At 67.2% G+C, this 17,158-nt stretch carries 13 protein-coding genes and 2 pseudogenes; 9 read left to right on the top strand and 6 right to left on the bottom strand.

The features are described from left to right. Window positions 1–139: 139 nt before the first annotated feature. Window positions 140–1,183 (top strand): terpene synthase family protein, encoded by a 1,044-nt coding sequence (locus AC068D_RS28495; protein WP_478825958.1) that lies wholly within the window; start codon window positions 140–142, stop codon window positions 1,181–1,183. A 320-nt stretch (window positions 1,184–1,503) separates the two neighbouring features. On the opposite strand, the gene AC068D_RS28490 is transcribed toward AC068D_RS28495, so the two are convergent. Continuing rightward, a complete protein-coding gene (locus AC068D_RS28490; RefSeq protein ID WP_478825957.1) occupies window positions 1,504–2,220 on the bottom strand; it encodes an SDR family oxidoreductase in 717 nt (238 codons plus the stop codon). Window positions 2,221–2,363: 143 nt separating this feature from the next. Between AC068D_RS28490 and AC068D_RS28485 the strand changes: the two genes are divergently transcribed. The 3 genes and pseudogenes from AC068D_RS28485 to AC068D_RS28475 all read left to right on the top strand — a co-directional run bounded on the left by AC068D_RS28485 (window position 2,364) and on the right by AC068D_RS28475 (window position 5,690). Further along, window positions 2,364–3,311: an AraC family transcriptional regulator gene (locus AC068D_RS28485; protein ID WP_478825956.1), complete on the top strand. Its 948-nt coding sequence runs from the start codon at window positions 2,364–2,366 to the stop codon at window positions 3,309–3,311. A gap of 319 nt (window positions 3,312–3,630) precedes the next feature. After that, window positions 3,631–4,331 (top strand): annotated as a pseudogene (locus AC068D_RS28480) (IS701 family transposase); the annotation flags it as partial. Window positions 4,332–5,162: 831 nt separating this feature from the next. After that, window positions 5,163–5,690: a hypothetical protein gene (locus AC068D_RS28475; protein ID WP_478825955.1), complete on the top strand. Its 528-nt coding sequence runs from the start codon at window positions 5,163–5,165 to the stop codon at window positions 5,688–5,690. A 746-nt stretch (window positions 5,691–6,436) separates the two neighbouring features. Here AC068D_RS28475 and AC068D_RS28470 read toward each other — a convergent pair. After that, window positions 6,437–6,598, bottom strand: coding sequence for a hypothetical protein (locus AC068D_RS28470; RefSeq protein ID WP_478825954.1), 162 nt, complete (start codon window positions 6,596–6,598; stop codon window positions 6,437–6,439). A 13-nt stretch (window positions 6,599–6,611) separates the two neighbouring features. Continuing rightward, entirely contained in the window at window positions 6,612–7,406 is a 795-nt protein-coding gene (locus tag AC068D_RS28465) for a helix-turn-helix domain-containing protein (protein WP_478825953.1), read from the bottom strand. 6 nt (window positions 7,407–7,412) lie between these two features. Between AC068D_RS28465 and AC068D_RS28460 the strand changes: the two genes are divergently transcribed. After that, the gene (locus AC068D_RS28460; protein WP_478825952.1) at window positions 7,413–7,784 is read left to right on the top strand and encodes a MauE/DoxX family redox-associated membrane protein; all 372 of its coding nucleotides are present in this window, start codon (window positions 7,413–7,415) and stop codon (window positions 7,782–7,784) included. A gap of 105 nt (window positions 7,785–7,889) precedes the next feature. Here AC068D_RS28460 and AC068D_RS28455 read toward each other — a convergent pair whose 3' ends face one another. Together AC068D_RS28455 and AC068D_RS28450 are read right to left on the bottom strand one after the other, a co-directional pair. Then, the gene (locus tag AC068D_RS28455; RefSeq protein ID WP_478825951.1) at window positions 7,890–8,438 is read right to left on the bottom strand and encodes a GNAT family N-acetyltransferase; all 549 of its coding nucleotides are present in this window, start codon (window positions 8,436–8,438) and stop codon (window positions 7,890–7,892) included. A gap of 733 nt (window positions 8,439–9,171) precedes the next feature. Continuing rightward, on the bottom strand, window positions 9,172–9,324 hold the full coding sequence (locus tag AC068D_RS28450) for a hypothetical protein (RefSeq protein ID WP_478825950.1): 153 nt from the start codon (window positions 9,322–9,324) through the stop codon (window positions 9,172–9,174). 337 nt (window positions 9,325–9,661) lie between these two features. Here AC068D_RS28450 and AC068D_RS28445 point away from each other — a divergent pair. The 4 genes and pseudogenes from AC068D_RS28445 to AC068D_RS28430 form a co-directional block, all read left to right on the top strand. Next, a pseudogene (locus AC068D_RS28445) lies at window positions 9,662–9,902 on the top strand (TerD family protein); the annotation flags it as partial. A gap of 1,887 nt (window positions 9,903–11,789) precedes the next feature. Beyond that, window positions 11,790–13,475: a dihydroxy-acid dehydratase gene (ilvD, locus tag AC068D_RS28440; RefSeq protein WP_478825949.1), complete on the top strand. Its 1,686-nt coding sequence runs from the start codon at window positions 11,790–11,792 to the stop codon at window positions 13,473–13,475. A 142-nt stretch (window positions 13,476–13,617) separates the two neighbouring features. Continuing rightward, window positions 13,618–13,776: a hypothetical protein gene (locus AC068D_RS28435; RefSeq protein WP_478825948.1), complete on the top strand. Its 159-nt coding sequence runs from the start codon at window positions 13,618–13,620 to the stop codon at window positions 13,774–13,776. A gap of 415 nt (window positions 13,777–14,191) precedes the next feature. Further along, window positions 14,192–15,388, top strand: coding sequence for a SpoIIE family protein phosphatase (locus tag AC068D_RS28430; RefSeq protein WP_478826127.1), 1,197 nt, complete (start codon window positions 14,192–14,194; stop codon window positions 15,386–15,388). Here the strand turns inward: AC068D_RS28430 and AC068D_RS28425 are convergent. After that, window positions 15,383–16,819: a Vps62-related protein gene (locus tag AC068D_RS28425; protein WP_478825947.1), complete on the bottom strand. Its 1,437-nt coding sequence runs from the start codon at window positions 16,817–16,819 to the stop codon at window positions 15,383–15,385. The two genes, AC068D_RS28430 and AC068D_RS28425, sit on opposite strands and share 6 nt — an antisense overlap. Between the last annotated feature and the right edge of the window lie 339 nt (window positions 16,820–17,158).

The raw sequence follows: 17,158 nt of genomic DNA, 5'->3' as shown, positions 1-17,158 counted from the left end.
CAGCAGGGGCCGATGCACCGGCCCCTGGCCGCGTACGGGATTTTCTGGTAGTGGTATCGGCGGCTAACGGCAGGCCTGTCCGCGGGCGCAGGAATTTGGTAATCCAACACGAAGATCCAGGGCTGACGAGGGTGTTGCCATGCAGGAACTGTTATTCGATCTTCCGTTTCCGTCGCGGGTAAGTACTTGCGCGGAGTCAGCAGCAGTGCATCATCTCAACTGGATTCAACGGCACGGGCTGCTGAGCCGGAAATCGCTTCGCGAGTACGCGCGATGGGACGTGCCCGGAGTCGCCGCCCGCTTCTGGCCGCATGCACAAGAATCGGATCTGGAGCTGGGGATGGACCTCGCAGGGTGGTTCCTCCTGTTTGATGACCAGTTCGATGGGCCCCTGGGGCTGCAGCCACGACGGGTGGCTCGAATAATCCAGCAGCTCATCGATGTCGTGCAATCAGCCCCCGCGGCAGCACCACCACACAGTCTTACGCCTGCCGCGAGCGGCCTGGTGTCGCTCTGGAATCGCCAAACCAGCGGGATGTCTTCTACTTGGATAGGGCGCTCGGCCCGAAACTGGGCAGATTTTCTCAGCGCCTACATCAGTGAGACGTCGAACCGCCATGCCGGCAGAATTCCCGGGATGGAAGCCTATCTGAGCCTTCGTCATAAAGCAGGACTTGAAAATGTGCTGATCGACTACGCCGAACGCATCGGGCGCTACGAGCTCCCTGAAGCCGTCTTCAATATGCCGGAGATCTGCAGGATGCGCAACGCAACGGTCCAGGTCGTCAACATCGTTCAGGATGCCTTCTCGGTAGAGAAGGAGGAGGCTCGAGGAGACTTCCATAACCTCGTTCTCGTGCTCGAGCACCACAGGGACTATTCCCGACAGGAAGCACTTGCGGAGACCAAGACGATAGTGCGCCACCACACCGATGAATTCCTTCACTTGAAATCAAAGCTCCCGAAACTCTTCGACGCCACTGCTGTGCCGCCGCCCCACAGGGATAGCGCCTACGTATTCGTCGACGACCTCCAGTCGCAGATGAGAGCATGCTACGACTGGTGCCGTACCTCCGACCGCTACTCCCGGGTGATCTATGCGCAGCCCGACCAGCCCACATATCTCGAAGACATGCGTCTAGACGGCGAAGAATCATGGTCAGGCGCTGACGTGAGGGCTTAGTACTCCAGTGTGACTTCGCGATCTACGGGCTGGAGGGGGCGGAGAGCCGCTGCCGGTAATGGCTGCGACGTGCCGAAGCTTGGTGGCTTCTGCGCCAGTTCGACCAGTGCAGGAGTGCGTTCAGGGCTGTGATCGGCGGGCTGAAAGTGCGCCGATCAGGCGGCGGATCTCCGGGACGGTCAGGTCGACCGGATCTCCGCTTCGGGCCGGGCAGTTCGGATCCGCACGTCCGGTCGGCCTCGCGTCATCGACTGCCGCGGCAAGGAACGCGTCGCGTCGGTGCGGCGTTGCTCCGTTGGCTGTTATGCGTGGCGCCTGTGTCACACCAGTGCCGCGCCGCCGTCTATCGCGAGTGTGGTGCCGGTGACGTAGGCGTTGGACAAGACGAAGAGATAGGCCGCCGCGGCTTCCTCGGCAGTGCCGACACGCCGCGTGAGCAGCTCGGACCCGGCGCTCTGGAGGAAAGCCTCGGGGTTCGGGACACTGCCGTCCCACAGCTCGGTGCGGATCACACCGGGCTGGATCACGTTGACGCGCAGAGGGGCGAGTTCGACGGCGAGTGCCCGGGACAGGGCCTCGATGCCGCCGGTGATACCTGCCGTGAGCGCGGTTCCGGACAGGGGGCGGATCGCGAGGACGCCGGAGCTGAAAGTGATCGAGCCGCCGTCGCGCAGTCGCGGTGCAGCGTACTTGGCGGAGAGGAACGCGCCCCAAAACCGGCGCTCGAAGACGGCCTTGGCCTTCTGCGGGGTGGTGTCGACCAACGGCTTGATCAGCAGAGATTCGCCCGCGGTGTAGACGAGGTGGTCGAACTCCCCGACCTGCTCGAAGAACGCGGCGATGGCGTTGCCGTCGGCGACGTCCAGGCGGCGGCCTTCGGCTGGCTCGCCCAACCGCTTCGTCGCAGCGTCCACGCGGTCCTGATTGCTGGAGGCGACCACGACGTCCGCGCCAGCCGCCGCGGCCTGTTGGGCTACCGCGAAGCCGATGCCGGAGGTTCCACCGATGATCACGATCTTCTTGCCGGCCAGAGACATGGGATCCATTCCTTCGTCGATGCAGTGCCGGGGTTCGGCAACCGCCATGGCAAGAACGTACGCCTCCATATCGAGACGGTGAATGACTTGAAATCTCGATTCCCTGTCATATCGTCTCGCCATGCAGGCACTAGAGTGGCGCTATGGACATCCTGAGCGACACCCTCGAAGTCCTGCGCACGGGACGCCCGATGGTGACTCGCACCGACGCGCACGCCCCGTGGGCCCTGAAGTTCCAACCCATCTCAGGAGCCGGATTCCACGTGGTCGTGGAAGGACACTGCCACCTGCTGCCACCGCACGGCCCGCCGCTCGCGCTCGGACCCGGCGACATCGTGTTCCTGCAGCGCGGCAGCGGACACACCCTGTGCGACGTGCCGGGCCGCGATCCGGTGGACTTCGTACCGGAGCGCGTGGACCGTTCCTCGCCGATCGGCCAGGTCACCGTGGACGGACCGGGGCCGCACACGGTGCTGGTGTGCGGCGCGTACGCGATCGATGTTGATCGCCCGCATCCGCTGTTCAGCGATCTACCGGAGGTCATCCACCTCCCCGCGGTTCCGGGCCGCCACCCGGTGCTGCGCTCGGCGGTCGATCAGCTGTGCGCCGAGTTCCACGCGCCGCAGCCGGGCTCGGACGCGGTCGTCACGGCGCTCATCGATCTGCTGCTGCTGTACATCCTCCGGTCGTGGTACGCCGAACTGCCGAAGGAGCGGACGCGGGGTTGGACGGCCGCGCTGACTGACCCGGCAGTCGCCCCGGCCCTGAAAGCGATCCACGACGATCCCGGCCATCCCTGGACCGTGGAGTCGCTGGGCACCCGCGCCGGGCTGTCCCGCGCGGCGTTCGCCCGCCGCTTCGCCTCGGTGGTCGGCGAGCCGCCGTTGACCTACCTGACCAACTGGCGGATGGCCACCGCGGCGCGGTTGCTGCACCAATCGCCGGCCCCGCTGAGCACAATCGCGCAGCACACGGGGTACACGTCGGAGTTCGCCTTCGCCAAAGCTTTCAAACGACACTTCGGATCGCCGCCGGGGGCCTACCGCAAGCAGGTCAAGACGGCAGGCGACGAACCACGCGGATACAACTGACGGTGAGGGCCAGGACATCCCCGCAGCGATTTGGGAAGCGGTGGTCGCTGCCGATCCCGGCCTCGCGGTGGCCCCGATGTGGTGGAGCGCCGGGCGGAGCGTGTCCAAGAACCCGAGCTATGCGGTGATTGCGACGATGCGCGAAGTGGCAGATGTTCTGGAGGCGAAGGTCCAGGGTGACGACGGCGAGTACTACGACGCCTGATGCGTGTGGCCACCGCGAGATGATCAAGGGTTTGTGTGGACTCTTGAAGATCGCGCGGTGGCCGCGGGCCGTAGCGTAGACCCTGCTCGATGGCAGGCGTTGTTCGACCAGGCCATGGCTCGGATTGCGGGCCTGTTCGGGCAGTGGAACCTCGGGCCTCGGCCCGCGCCTATCTGCTCGGGTTGCTGTCCGGGGCCGAGCGCAAGAACTGCTGGCAGCTGGCGGAGCACGCCGGCCATAGCCGTCCCGGTCCGATGCAGCGGCTGCTGCGGTGCGCCTCTTGGGACGCGGGTGCGGCACGCGACGAGGTCCGCCGCTACGTCGTGGACCATCTCGGCGCCGGTGACGGTGTTTTGATCGTGGATGAGACGGGCTTCCTGAAGAAGGGTCGTGGTTCGGCGGGTGTCCAGCGGCAGTACACCGGAACCGCCGGGCGGATCGAGAACAGCCAGGTGGGCGTCTTCCTCGCCTACGCCTCCAGTAGAGGGCGGGCTTTGATCGACCGCCGTCTCTACCTGCCCGAACACACATGGAGCCGGGACTCCGAGCGGCGCCGCAAAGCCGGAGTACCCGAGGACGTCGCTTTCACGACCAAGCCCGTCTCGCCCTGCAGATGATCGAGCAGGCGTTGGACGCCGGAGTGAACACGTCGTGGGTGACCGGCGACGAGGCCTACGGTCAGGACCCCGGCCTACGGTCAGGACCCCGGCCTGCGGGCCGGGCTGGAGGCCCGCGGGGTCGGCTACGTGCTGGCGGTGTCCTGCGCGACCAGAGTGCGGATCAACCAGGGCCGCACGGCGATCCGCGGGGACGAAGCCGCCTTTAGAGGTCATCTCATTTGGGGTGTTCGATAGACTCGCAGGTGTGGGGATCGTTGAGCGGCTGGTGCCGGATGAGCTGTGGGAGTTGTTCCAGCGAGTGGTGCCGGAGGCGCCGAGTCGGCCTCAAGGAGGCGGCCGGCGCCGACATGGTGACCGTGAGGTGCTGGCCGCGTGGCCACGACTTGATATCGACTTGGGTGATGCGGCACGGACCTCCCGCGCCACACAGTGCCCTGTCCCGACCATCCGCCGACGCTGTTCGGGTATGCCAGGGACGGCGTGGAGGTCTGTGGCTTCGGACTGGGTGAAGAGGTCTGGCGATGGGGTCGGCAGCCGGATCGGCTGCTGCCTGAGCTGGTCGAGACAGGCGTACTTCATCCGGATGGCGAGTACGCGCCCCCTGAGGCCGAGCCCTATCAGGACCGGCACTGTCGCACTTTGGCGATCATAGAGAAGCGCTTCGCTCTCGGCCTGCCCGCGAGGAGGTGGACACTGGGCGCCTGTCGGCCTTTGTCGTCCGCTGAGGGGCAAAGGGCATCCCGCTCGCACCGCTGCTTGCAGGCATCGTCGTTCTGGGCACTCTCCCTTTTTGCCTGCCGGCGGAACGACCTCTAGTGGACGACTCTGAGACCGCTCAGCTGGTCACGGGCGCGCTGCCTCGCACACGGGCGGTTAGGTCATGCCCGTTCGCGCATGAGTGCCGGGATCCGACACCTATGCTGTCAGTGATCACATGCGGTCAGTCCGGGGGCGTTCATGTGTGCTGGGAGAAGGGACGGAAGAACCGTGCCGGACGAGGCGGACGAGGCTTCGTGTCCAGAGGACGTGAGTGACACGGACAGCGGCTCCGGATTGCGGCGGTTGGCCTCTGTGGCGGTCGTGGTGTCGGTCCTGGTGGCGGGAGGCACGGTCTGGCTGTTCCGGGACGAGTTGTTCCATCCGTTCGGGGACGCCCGAGCGTGTGAGGGCAGCGACATGATGCTGCCGGAGGTGATCTCGGCCGGGGGCGTGCGTATACCCGCCGACGCCTCGGACATCCACTACACCACCGCGAACGGCAGCGCCCAGGTCTCCTTCCTGAGCGATCAGATGCCGGACTACCTCCGCAGCGCCGGCATCGTTCCGGAGGGGGAGTCCCTGCTCGACGAGAACTACGGTGGCGCGTACGCGCTCGGTGAGGACGACGGCGAGCTCCCCGAGGGGCTGTGCGGACCGGCTCTCAAGGGACCCGCATGGACCTACCGGACGACCGGCCCCGGCCCGGGCGTCAACGTCCTGGTCGAACGTTCTCCCACCGACTCCGGCGACTTCCGGTCCCCGGCCCGCGTCATCGCCTCCTTCACCATCCGCTGAGCGGGAGAGACGGATGGTGTGGCGAGTGACCAGCGGCTTCGTCCGATCTCCGCGGATAACGTGCGACTCATGAACGCTCGACAGAGGACCTCTCGGCCGTCAACTGAGGCTTTGCCAGGAGCGCGCGTGCCGTGGGCACGACTTCGTGAGCGAATCGGTGGATCTGCTGGGCAATGGGGCGTTCGGGCCAGAACACGATGGCCGGCCCACTGGCCGGGGGTGCCCCGGACCGGGGCGGCGCCGGTGCGGGCCCCATCGGCGTGCCGCTCGGTGATGGTGCCCACGATCTGCGCCATGCGCATGATGTCGCCGGGCTTGCGAATCGATGTCTGTGCGGCGGTGTCGATGCGGTCGTGGGCCTCGGCCCACTTCTCATAGGGCAAGTAGCTGGGAATCGGTGCGCCGCAGCCGTCGGCGATCCGCCCGGTCTGGGCAAGTGCCCTGGGCGCCGAGCCAGATCCCGATAGGGGGCGCGGGTGCGGGGCCGGCCTTGACCCCGTGCACCTGGTAGTTCCGTTGCCGTCTCTCCCGCCTCCGAGGCGGTGGCCAGCCTGCGCATGATGCAGGGACCCGGGTCTGCATGCTCTGCACCTGCCCTGGATTCGTGCCGTGCGGCGCCTGTTTGGTGAACTGGACCTTGAGCTGCTGTTCGCGCTCGCGCCACGTGGCCCGTACATTGCCGCCTTCCTGACTCCACCGCCGACCAGTCCGCTGCCGGACATCGGTGCCGAACTCCACTTGGTGGCCTATGCGGATTCCGACAAGGCCGCGGCCGAAGCGGCACGGGTTCCGGCCCGTCCGGCCTCGGAGTCCACCTGCACCCTGACAAGCCCCTGGAAGCCGTTGTCCGACTTCTCGTGGTTCGGATCGGCCGCCAAGGCCGCGTACTGGTTGGGGAGCTCAGGCATATACGGATGGTGGTCAGTTCGACGTCCAGCGACGTGGGGGCTGGGAGGACCTCGGGGTACTGTCCGCTTCAGCGCGTCGCAGAGAGGCCGGCGTGCGGCCGATGAAGTCCCGTGCAGTGCGGGTGAGATGGGCCTGATCAGCGAAGCCTGCGGTGGCTGCGGCCAGGGCGGCAGTCGAGCCCGGCAGGTCGGCGATCGCCGTGCGGAGTCGGCCCCATCGGCGCAAGCGCGCAAGCGTGATGCCCACGTCCTGCCGGACCAGGGCGCGCAGCCGCGGGGCCGACAGGCCGACCTCGATGGCTATGGAGGTGAGGGGCGTGTCGGGATCGCGCAACGCACAGAGGACAGCGTGGGCGACTCGCGGATCGAGTCGAGATGGGCGCCCAGCGAGTGTCAGCAGCTCGGCGTATCCGGCGGCCAGGTCCACGCCGGTGCCGGGGCCGTCGGAATCAACGGTACCGAGCGCGGTGAGCAAGCGGCGGACCTCGCCTGCACCGAGCCGTATCGGCACCGGGCGGGAGGGCAGCAGCCAGGAGTCGATGAACAGGGCGATGTAGGGAGAGGTCGCCGCACAGGCGTGGGCCAGCTGAGGCGGAACGATCAGCCCTGACGCCGCCACCATGGGCCGTCCAGGCTCAAGGAGTTCGGCGCGGCCGCCGATCGGCAGTACGGCTTTCCACGCGGGCAGCCGGTGTGGGGCGACGCGGAACGGGCGGGACTCGGCGAACATCGTCGCCTCGGGGCCGGAGGCGAAGACGATGCGGCGATCGTTTTGTTCAAGCGCCCAGGCACGAGGTGAACGGATCATCGTGCCATGCACGCTATCGCTTCCGTTACCTTGGCAGTGTTCCTGGTCGTCACGGGACTCGCACATTTTCTGGCCCCCGGCTACTTCCGGACGCTGGTGCCCGCGTGGCTCCGCCGGGAGCGGCTCCTCGTTGCCGTCAGCGGGGCGGCAGAGGTCGTAGTCGGTGCGCTGGTGCTGGTTCCGTGCGGCAGGCGGGCCGGGGGCTGGGCCGCCGCCGTCCTGATCACCTGCTACTTGGTGTCCCACGTGGACGCGCTGCGCCGCGCGCGCCCGGACCGGCCCCGGCTGCTGGAGCGGCCGTTTGGTGCGGTGGCTCGTCTGGTGGTCAACGTCCTGTACATCGCCTGGGCGGTTGCCGTGGCCAGGTCCGCGGCCTGACACCGATGCGCGGCGACCGATTGTCCGAGAAGGCGCCGAAGCCGTTCGTGGTCCCGGAGGAAGTCATGCCATAAGACCGTGTCCTGTGATCGGTCGTTGGGCTGTTCAAGCGGACGGCGTGACCGAGGACCACACGCCGAACCACTGCTCGGCGCCGAACTCCTCGAACCGCTCCACCTCGGCGAACCCCAGCTTCGCCGCGAGGCGCATCGAGCGGTCGTTGGCGGTCTGGGTGCACAGCACCACCGGCTCAGTGGGGAGTACGTCGGCGAACCAGGCGAGTGCCGCTGCGCAGGCCTCAGCGGCGTACCCGCATCCCCATGCCTTGGGCAGGAACACATAGCCGAGCTCGGCCTCCCCGGCATCCGGACGGACGTGACCCGGACGCTCTGTATCGCGCCGATCGAGCGAGACCGTGCCGATCATCTCTCCGTCGAGATCGATCACGAACAGGCCAGGGCGCCGCCCGGGTACCTCCGGCACCGCGCGTTCGAGTTCGTCACGCGGTCGAGGGCCTCCGAGGTAAGTGCGCACTTCTGACGATGCGAACAGCTCGATGAACGCCGCACGGTCTCCAGCCTTGGACTCGCGGAGCACGAGTCGTTCGGTCCTTATCGGGGTAGGTGGCCAGGTGACGGGTTCGAGTCCGGTCATGGCGGGCAACCTATCGCACGCCCGCGAGGGTGATCCGAAAGAGAAGGCCGAGGCGGCCTCCTTGACTTGGTGCAGAGAAGCTCCATCCGTTTCAAGGGCTGGGTACTCGACAACTGAGCCGCTGCCGAGTTCGGCGTGTAGCTTCCGCCGCGTCATCGGCTACCACGCCGACGAACTCGGCCGCGCAGAGAAGGACACGGCCCGGCGTGCGCGAGCTCGCCGAGCAACAGCCGAGCGGTACGGGCTGCGTTTCGTTGCCGTGGACTCCGGCGGCGGCCTGCTCGGCCTGGTGGAGAAGCGGGGCGTGTTTCCCGACGCAGCCCGAAGGCAGAGCATGCGGCAGAATCGAGTATTGCTCTTCGCCACCAACTTCCGCTGTCCATCGGCACCCGGACCAGCAACGGCAAGCGGCTGGTGCTGAAGTGGCACCCGATCTTCACCCTGTCGAACGCGGAGGTCTGGGAAGAGATTGCCGCCGAGGGTCTGGAGTGATGGGGCTGCATGGCCGTCGGGGGTGCAGGACCAGCGGTCGCGAATGTCCGGCGGTGGCGATGCAGGATGCTGATGCTGGCGAGGGGAGTGAGGCTGCCCAGGAGCTGCGGGCGGCGAGGGGTGCTGCGTGCGCCGGTCCGCCCCCTAGACGGGCGTCGTGCCGGCGGTGCGGCACACGCTGTCGGCGGCTCGTGGAGCCCGTACAGCCCGCTGAGGGGGTTGTACGTTCGGGGCATCGCCGTCAGGTAGTAGAAGACGTCCTGCGCATCAGGCCGTACCGGCGCAGACCACTGATGAGCACCGCGATCTCGTACGCGAACGCCGGGTCGTAGTTCGTGAGCCTCTCCTGCGGACCCCAGGACCGCGGTGATGCTGCCAGGTGTCCTGCTGCCACCCTGCCTAACCTGTAGGAGCGCCGTGGCCTGCGGCTCCGGTTTGGGTTCGGCGCCGGGCGGCGCCTGGGGAGGCATCCGCTGGCTGGTCGACCTGGCGGTGCGCTCCGATCCGCCAGAGGTGTCATAACCGGCGTCGCCCTTTTCCTGCCCAGGGTCTGCGCGGTCGTGTACGGCTTCGACGAGGACAAGGGTCGCCAGCGACCTGAAGAGCCTTTCGGCCAGCGATTTCGGGTGCGCGTGGCATCGCGTAGGACTTCGGCGTCAATGTCTGATTCGCCTCCGCACCCTGAATCGAACCGCACGCCGAACGCACCACAAGTGTCCGGCGCTGCACTCCTGGGGGCGGAACTGGACACGTCTGCTTGTCCGTCCATTCCGGGACTGACCAAGACCGCGCCCGGCCTGACTGTGGTCATCGTGGACTTCAGACCTCGAGGCCAACGCACTGCTGACGAACGCCGAGGGCAGGTCGTTGGCGACGGCAACTTCGTCTTCTTCAACAACCCCGAAGAGCGCGGGCGGCCCGGTCGAGCACACCGGTGACAACCTCACCGGTGAGGGCGAGGGCGACGACGAGTAGACAGGGTAAACCCGGCGGGGGCCGGGCGACGTCCATGACCGGGCGCGCAACGCGTCCATCTGCGCGGTCAACCAGGGCGCGGGGGGCACCGAGCTCGCCCACTGCGACCGGGCTTCGATTGAACAGGGGGCGCGTTCCGGGCCCTGGGGCAGGGGTACGCGTCGCGCGCTGCCTTCTGAGGCCTAGCATCCAGAGCGTTCAACTCCGCGTGCTGCGCTTCACTTTGAGCGTTGCCCATGGAGAGCGGGGAGCCCTTGCTCGGCCTTGCCGGCAAGCATCGGGCCGAGGGCCCCCCGCCTGGAACCGTCCTGTCAACCCTTAGGAGGGAGGCTCCAGTGCAGGAGTCTACGGACCACGAGAAAACGCCGCCGGACAGCAGGCCTCGGACTGTATGGCGGCGCCATACACGGACCGGCGTTCGCGTAGTGACTGAAGGGGCGCTGCGAGGCGTCGCGTTTGCTGCAGGCAGTGCGGCCTTTAGCCTGCTCGTCGTGTGGTGGCAGGCACACCACTAGACAGCGCTTGATCGATTGGTAGAGGCGCGCACCATGCGCAAGGAGGCGGTGCCCGGGCAACCCTGGGTACCGCGCGACCCTCAGGGCCGCTGGGCCGACCGGTTCGTCCGCTCGCGGGCGGGGTGCCCGCCGGCCTACGGAGTCATGTGCCCTGGCCGGCGCGGTCAGGGGCGGTCGGCGGGCGGCGAGCAGGACCTTGGGAGCCAGCGGGGCAGGCGGCGAACGGTCGTCGGCGTCTGTCTCGCCAGCCGTCGAAACAGTCCGACTCCCTAAGCCCAGCCCCTCCCTCGAGTGCACTGAACGGGTCCGCCTGGCCGGCGCTCACCCTCCGAAGATCCGCAGCTACGACCGGCGGAGCCCTCCGCGATCAATCGCGCTCGCCAACGCCGCCGACTCCCGTGTGAACCTCGGGGACACTGGGCTGGGCTCTTACGTTCGCCCTCTGTTGCGAGTTGATCGCCGACGCGAGAACAGGCTCCGTGATGAACCGCGGGCGAGGGAAGGCTGTCGTTCAAGGCCCTCAAGGCTGTCCCTGTCTACCACGACTCTTCTGATAGGAGGTCGGCGCGCGAAGCGCGGGGAAGCCCTTGATCGAGGTCGAACGTGAGGTCGTACTCCATCCATGGCAACACCGCTCACACACCGAATCGATCCGGAGATCGTGTAAGCGCGAAGAGACGGGTGGGTGCGTGTGATCTCCAGAAGTCCCGAAGTTGCGGTCGCTGAGGAACTCGGAAACGAACTCTCCCTGGAACTGCCCGTCCTGACTGGACCCCAGGTATGAGAGACCGACATCGACTGCCAGTGGCCGATCAGCGCCTCCGAGATCTGTTCCTGGCCCCGCATCGAGGCGTTCCGCTGGCTACGCCGATACAACACTCGACGCTGTCACTCCCGCCTGGGACATCGCAGCCATCGTTTGCGAGACAGCGTCCGAACGCGACATCAACTGCGCTGGCCAGCCGCATAACCCGTGTCCAGGATTCTGGGTCAAGGCTCAAGCGGCTTCGGAGACCGAACTACGGGCGATCGTCCGTGACGCTCTCGGCGCCTGCTACTTCCGCCGAGACCGGCCCGCTGACGCACAGGAGTGGGGTCGCACTGGAACGCATCGGCTTCCTGGAGTTCTACTACTGACAGATTTCCGACGAGACCACGCCGTGCGACGGTACTGCGCAAAGCACCGTCCGGCAGACATCCCAGCGACTCGAATCTGACCAGGCCGAAGCGCTCTGCGTTCCGGCTTGAGGCGTTGGAGTGCTACAGCCGAGTGGATGTATTCCCTCCTGTCGAGTGGTCGTGGCGCCGATCGGGCGGGCTTTCCTGCTGCAGGCTGTGGCGATCCGAGTCGTGTGAGAGGTGCTCTGTCATGTCTGAGCAAGCTTTTGACCGCAAGCCGCGCAGCAGGGATGTCACCGATGGCATGGAACGTGCGGCCGCGCGAGCCATGCTGCGGGCGGTGGGCATGACGGACGAGGACTTCGGAAAGCCTCAGATCGGTATCGCGTCGTCGTGGAACGAGATCACTCCGTGCAATCTGTCCCTGGCCCGTCTGGCAAGGGCCAGCAAGGAAGGGGTACGGGAGAGAGAGGGTTACCCGCTGGAGTTCGGCACCATCTCGGTGTCGGACGGCATCTCGATGGGCCATGAGGGGATGCGTGCCTCTCTGGTCAGCCGTGAGGTGATCGCTGACTCGGTGGAGACCGTGATGTTCGCCGAGCGGCTGGACGGGGCTGTGCTGCTGGCCGGCTGCGACAAGTCACTGCCGGGGATGCTGATGGCCGCGGCCCGCTTGGACATTGCGGCGGTCTTCGTCTACGCAGGCACTACCCTGCCGGGGCACTGGCAGGGGCGGGACCTGACGGTCATCGACGCGTTCGAGGGGGTCGGCGCCTGCGCGCTGGGAAGGATCACTCGCGACGAGCTTGACGCGATCGAACGTCATGCTTGCCCGGGCGAGGGAGCCTGCGGTGGGATGTTCACGGCCAACACCATGGCCAGTGCCGCGGAGGCGATGGGCATGTCGGTTCCCGGCAGTGCCTCACCTCCTGCCGCCGACGCGCGCCGTGACGAGTTGGCTCGCGCCTCTGGCCAGGCAGTGGTGGAGCTGATCGATGCCGGCGTCACGGCACGTCAGATCATGACGCGCCCGGCCTTCGAGAACGCCATCGCCGTGATCATGGCACTGGGTGGCTCGACCAACGCCGTGCTGCACCTGCTCGCCATCGCGCACGAGGCAGGGGTGGACCTCGCCCTCGAGGACTTCAACCGCCTCGCGGACCGCACCCCGCTGCTGGCTGATGTGAAGCCGTTCGGCAGGTACGTGATGGCTGACCTGGACCGTGTCGGCGGCGTGCCGGTGATCATGAAAGCCCTGCTCGACGCGGGCCTGCTGCACGGGGACTGTCTGACCGTCACTGGCCGCACGATCGCCGAGAACCTGGCCGCCCTCACCGTGCCGGGCCCCGACGGGGATGTCCTGCGCCCGCTGGCCGACCCGCTGCACCCGACCGGCGGTCTGACCATCCTGCGCGGTTCCCTCGCCCCGGAAGGCGCGGTCGTCAAGAGCGCCGGTTTCGAGGCTCACGCGTTCGAGGGCACCGCCCGTGTCTTCGACGGCGAGCACGCCGCAATGGACGCCCTGACCGCGGGAGCACTGCGGCCCGGCGACGTCGTTGTCATCCGATACGAAGGCCCGAAGGGCGGGCCGGGCATGCGGGAGATGCTCGCCGTCACCGGTGCGATCAAGGGAGCCGGACTGGGCAAGGACGTACTGCTGCTCACCGACGGCCGCTTCTCCGGAGGCACGACCGGCCTGTGCGTGGGGCACGTGGCTCCGGAGGCCGCCGCCGCAGGACCGATCGCGCTGGTCCGTGAGGGTGACCGCATCCGTCTCGACATGCCCGCCCGCCGCCTGGACCTGCTGGTCGACGACCAGGAACTGCAGTTGCGCCGTAACCGTTGGCAGCCCCACCCTCCGCGCTACACCAAGGGCGTCCTCGGGAAGTACGCCAGACTCGTCGGATCACCCGCCTACGGCGCCATCTGTGAGTAGATGCCCGTGAGGCGTCACCCTGCCGAGGATGGCGCAGCACGGGCGACCGCCGCCGCGGGGATGCCTCTATGGTGTGCCCATGCTCTTCCGCGTCTGCTTCGGATGTGAGGGTGTGTGAGGACGACCACGAGACCGTCCGCCTGTGCCCACCCTGCGCCACCGCGCGGTTCGAGGAGAGCTGACCGCTGCCCGTCACTCCCACGAGGCCCGGCCTCCAGATCGTGATGACGACGAGGACCTGCTGGACCGCCATGAGGCCGCTGCCGAGGTCGGCGTGGCGCCGGGCAGTTGGAACAAGTAGAAGAGGGAACCGCAGCTGACTACGCATGTCGTTCTGGTTCGGCCGGCGGAGGCGGCGCCGAGCACTGGCCGCGCCACATCGTCCGCGAGTTCAATGCCTTTCGGCCCGGCATGGGTGCCGGCGGCGGCGGCCGCCGCACCGGCAGCGGCGACATTATTCCGCGCGATGAGATCCTGCACCGGATCGCCAAACTCCTCGACGACAACCCGATCGTCACGCTCACCGAAGTGGCCGACATCCTGGGCATCGCGATGAGCGCGGCCGCATGGCACCCCGGCGCGTGCGGCGGTCGCCTGAGGTGCCAGATGGTCTATCGGCAGTCACGGGATCGGCCGTGGCGCGTTGCGTTCGGCCGTGCCTGGGGGAACCTCGGTAGTCATGAGACTTCAGGGAGGCGGTTGTGGCGCGTGAGCGGATGGGGCTGGTCGAGGTTCTCTCTGCGGCGGAGGACGCGGCGCCGGTGGAGTCCCTGGATGTGGTCGCGCGGAATCTGCGTGACCGGTTCGGTGCCCGCTACGTGTCGTTCCTGTTCGTCGACATCATCGGCCAGAAAGCGGTGCGGGTCAGTGAGGACTCCGAGACGCAGCGAGGTCTTCACGCCGACCAGATCCCTCTGGCCGGCAGCGTTTACGAGGAGGTGCTGCGGACCCAGCGCCTGGTGCAGGCGACCGGCGGCGGGCAAGGTCATCGGGTGGTCGTTCCGGTCACCAACCGCGGCGACACCATCGGGGTGCTGGAACTGACGCTTCCTCACGTGAGCGAGGAGGTTCTGGAGCAGGTCGAGGAGGCCGCGCACGCGCTGGCGTACATCGTCATCGCCGACCGTCGTTTCACCGACCTCTATCACTGGGGCCGGCGCACGACGCCGCTGACGCTGGCGGCCGAGATCCAGAGTCAGCTGCTGCCCTCTGCACCGTGCTGCGAGGCGGCCCAGTTCACTCTGGCCGGAGCTGTAGTACCGGCCGATTCCATCGCCGGCGACACCTACGACTACACCCTCGACTACGACACTCTGCATCTGTCCATCACTGACGCCATGGGCCACGACGTCAACGCCGCTGTCCTGGCCACCCTCCTGGTCAACGCATCCCGCGGCGCCCGCCGTGACGGATGCGACCTGGTCGAACAGGCTCGCCGGATCCACCAAGTCCTTCTCGACCACAGCCACGGCGCCCTGGCCACCGGGCAACTTCTGCGCATCGCCCTGGACGACGGCAGCGCGCAACTGCTCAATGCCGGCCACCTCTGGCCACTGCTCCTGCGCGACGGCAGCGTGGCAGCGGTCCGCGTGGACGTTCACCTGCCCTTCGGAGTCCCCTCACCCGAGCCATTTCGCGTCCAGAACCTCGACCTGCGACCCGGGGACCGGCTCATCCTCTACACCGACGGCATGCAGGAACGCCAGGCAGAAGGCGTCGATCTGCTCGCCCTCATCCGCGACACCGCCACCGAACACCCGCGGGAAGTCGTGCGCGCCCTCACCGCAGCGGTGACCAGCGCCTGCGAAGGCCACCTTCAGGACGACGCCAGCGTCCTGTGCCTGGACTGGCACGGACCCGACACTGACGGCCGTCACGCACACGCCGGAGCCGACGAAGTCCGCTGCTCATGACAAGCCTCGAGAGACACCGCAGGTGGCCGATACACCGGCCGCCCCTGGCAAGGCTGACCAGGGGCCGACGCGGCGGGTTGATCTGCAAGTCAGTCGACGAGCAGTCGCGGAGTTCTCAAGGGGTGTCAGGCGGGGTTCCGAACGGGTAGGGGTCGCCCCCGATGATGGCTTCGGACAGGGTCGGAGCCTTCGTGGGCGCGGGGTACTGCGTGTAGACGCGGGATGCGATGTCGAACACCATGCCACCCCCGCCACCGAGAACGGTGTCGTCCTTGCGGATGGCCGAATGTCGTGGCGTGGCGACCACAGCACGGCGGCGCGCCTGGGGGGCGTGTTCAGGGTCCATTCCTGTGTGCGCTCCTCGAACTGGGTCTTTGTGTCCTGCCTGCTGTAGCCCAGCTCATTCGTCGTGTCGGTCTTGACCGAAGCTCCAATCCCCCAGAACGAGACGCCTGCTTCGGCGCCGATGGTGATGCTGGTGCGCTCGCTGAACTCTTCGCTCTTGGCGTCGCTGATGCCCGTCGTCACCGACTCTGAGGGATTCTGCTCGGCCTCTCCGAGGGAGTTGTCGTAGTGCATCTGCCAGTAGAAGCTGACGCGGCGTTCCAGCGTGTAGAACGGCGATTCCCTGGCCTGCCGCTCCACGGTCCAACGGGGGTCGGGGTCGGAGATGAGCGTGAAGGGCACCTTGACGATCCGATCGCTGACCTTGAGGGTTTCCCGGGGGTCCGGCGCCGCGCTCGAGGTGAGGACGGGTACCGGGGGCGGATCGCTCTTGACCACGCAAGGGGGAAGGTCCAGGACATGGACCCGGCGTCCGGGGTCGTTGTAGTGGCCCTCAGCCAGCAGGAGATCAGCTCCCAGGATGAGGCGCTCGACGCTGTCGACGGGATAGCTGGGAGGGACGATGCTCCAGGTGGAGACGTTCGCGTCGGCCCCTGACTTCTTGTCCCACCAGATCAGGTCACCCACGGTGGCTTCACATACGTAGCTGCGGCCGGCGAGTTCCCTGCGGATGCAGGCGTACGTATCCGTCCGCGGCGGGTCCCAGCTGTCCCAGTCGCCCCACACGTCACCGAGGGCGACATACCCCTCCGGAGGGATCGGACGCCAGACGGCACCGTTCTTGTCCGCGCCCGACCCCTTGTCCTTCCAGATGAGTTCGAACCCGTCCGGAGGCCTGATCATCTGATCCGAGGCGTTCACGCCCCGTACCAGGATCGTCGCCCGCTTGCCTGTGATGTCCTGGTGGTCACCGACGTGGCCGAGGCTGCCGAGGTACCGCCAGCCCTCAGCCGCCATCTGCGACGTGAGCTCCGGATTGAAGAACGCGCCGTGCAATGAGGCACCCGACCCCCGGTCGTCCCACCGGCGTGAGAACCGGTCCGTCACCGCAATATCCAACGCTCCGCACCTGATGCTCTCGACCACAACGCCTCGCTTTTCTCACCGCGTCCTCGGATCGGACACTTTCGAGGTCAAACCAACCACGCTTGAATACACGGAGCCATGAATCACTACGCTGAGTAGTCGAGCGTGCGGGGGTGTTACCGGCGCAGTCGCAGGGCGCACGCCAACCAACGCACCCACGCCGACGAGAAGACCCAGTCCTGCGACATCCGAACACCCGCGTCGAGCCTCGGGATTCCTACTGGATCCTTGCCGATGCGGGGATGTTACCGGCGCAGTCGCAGGGCGCACGCCAACCAACGCACCCACGCCGACGAGAAGACCCAGTCCTGCGACATCCGAACACCCGCGTCGAGCCTC

Source organism: Streptomyces sp. NPDC043861 (assembly GCF_056435905.1).
This window is presented reverse-complemented; position numbering and strand designations above follow the sequence as displayed.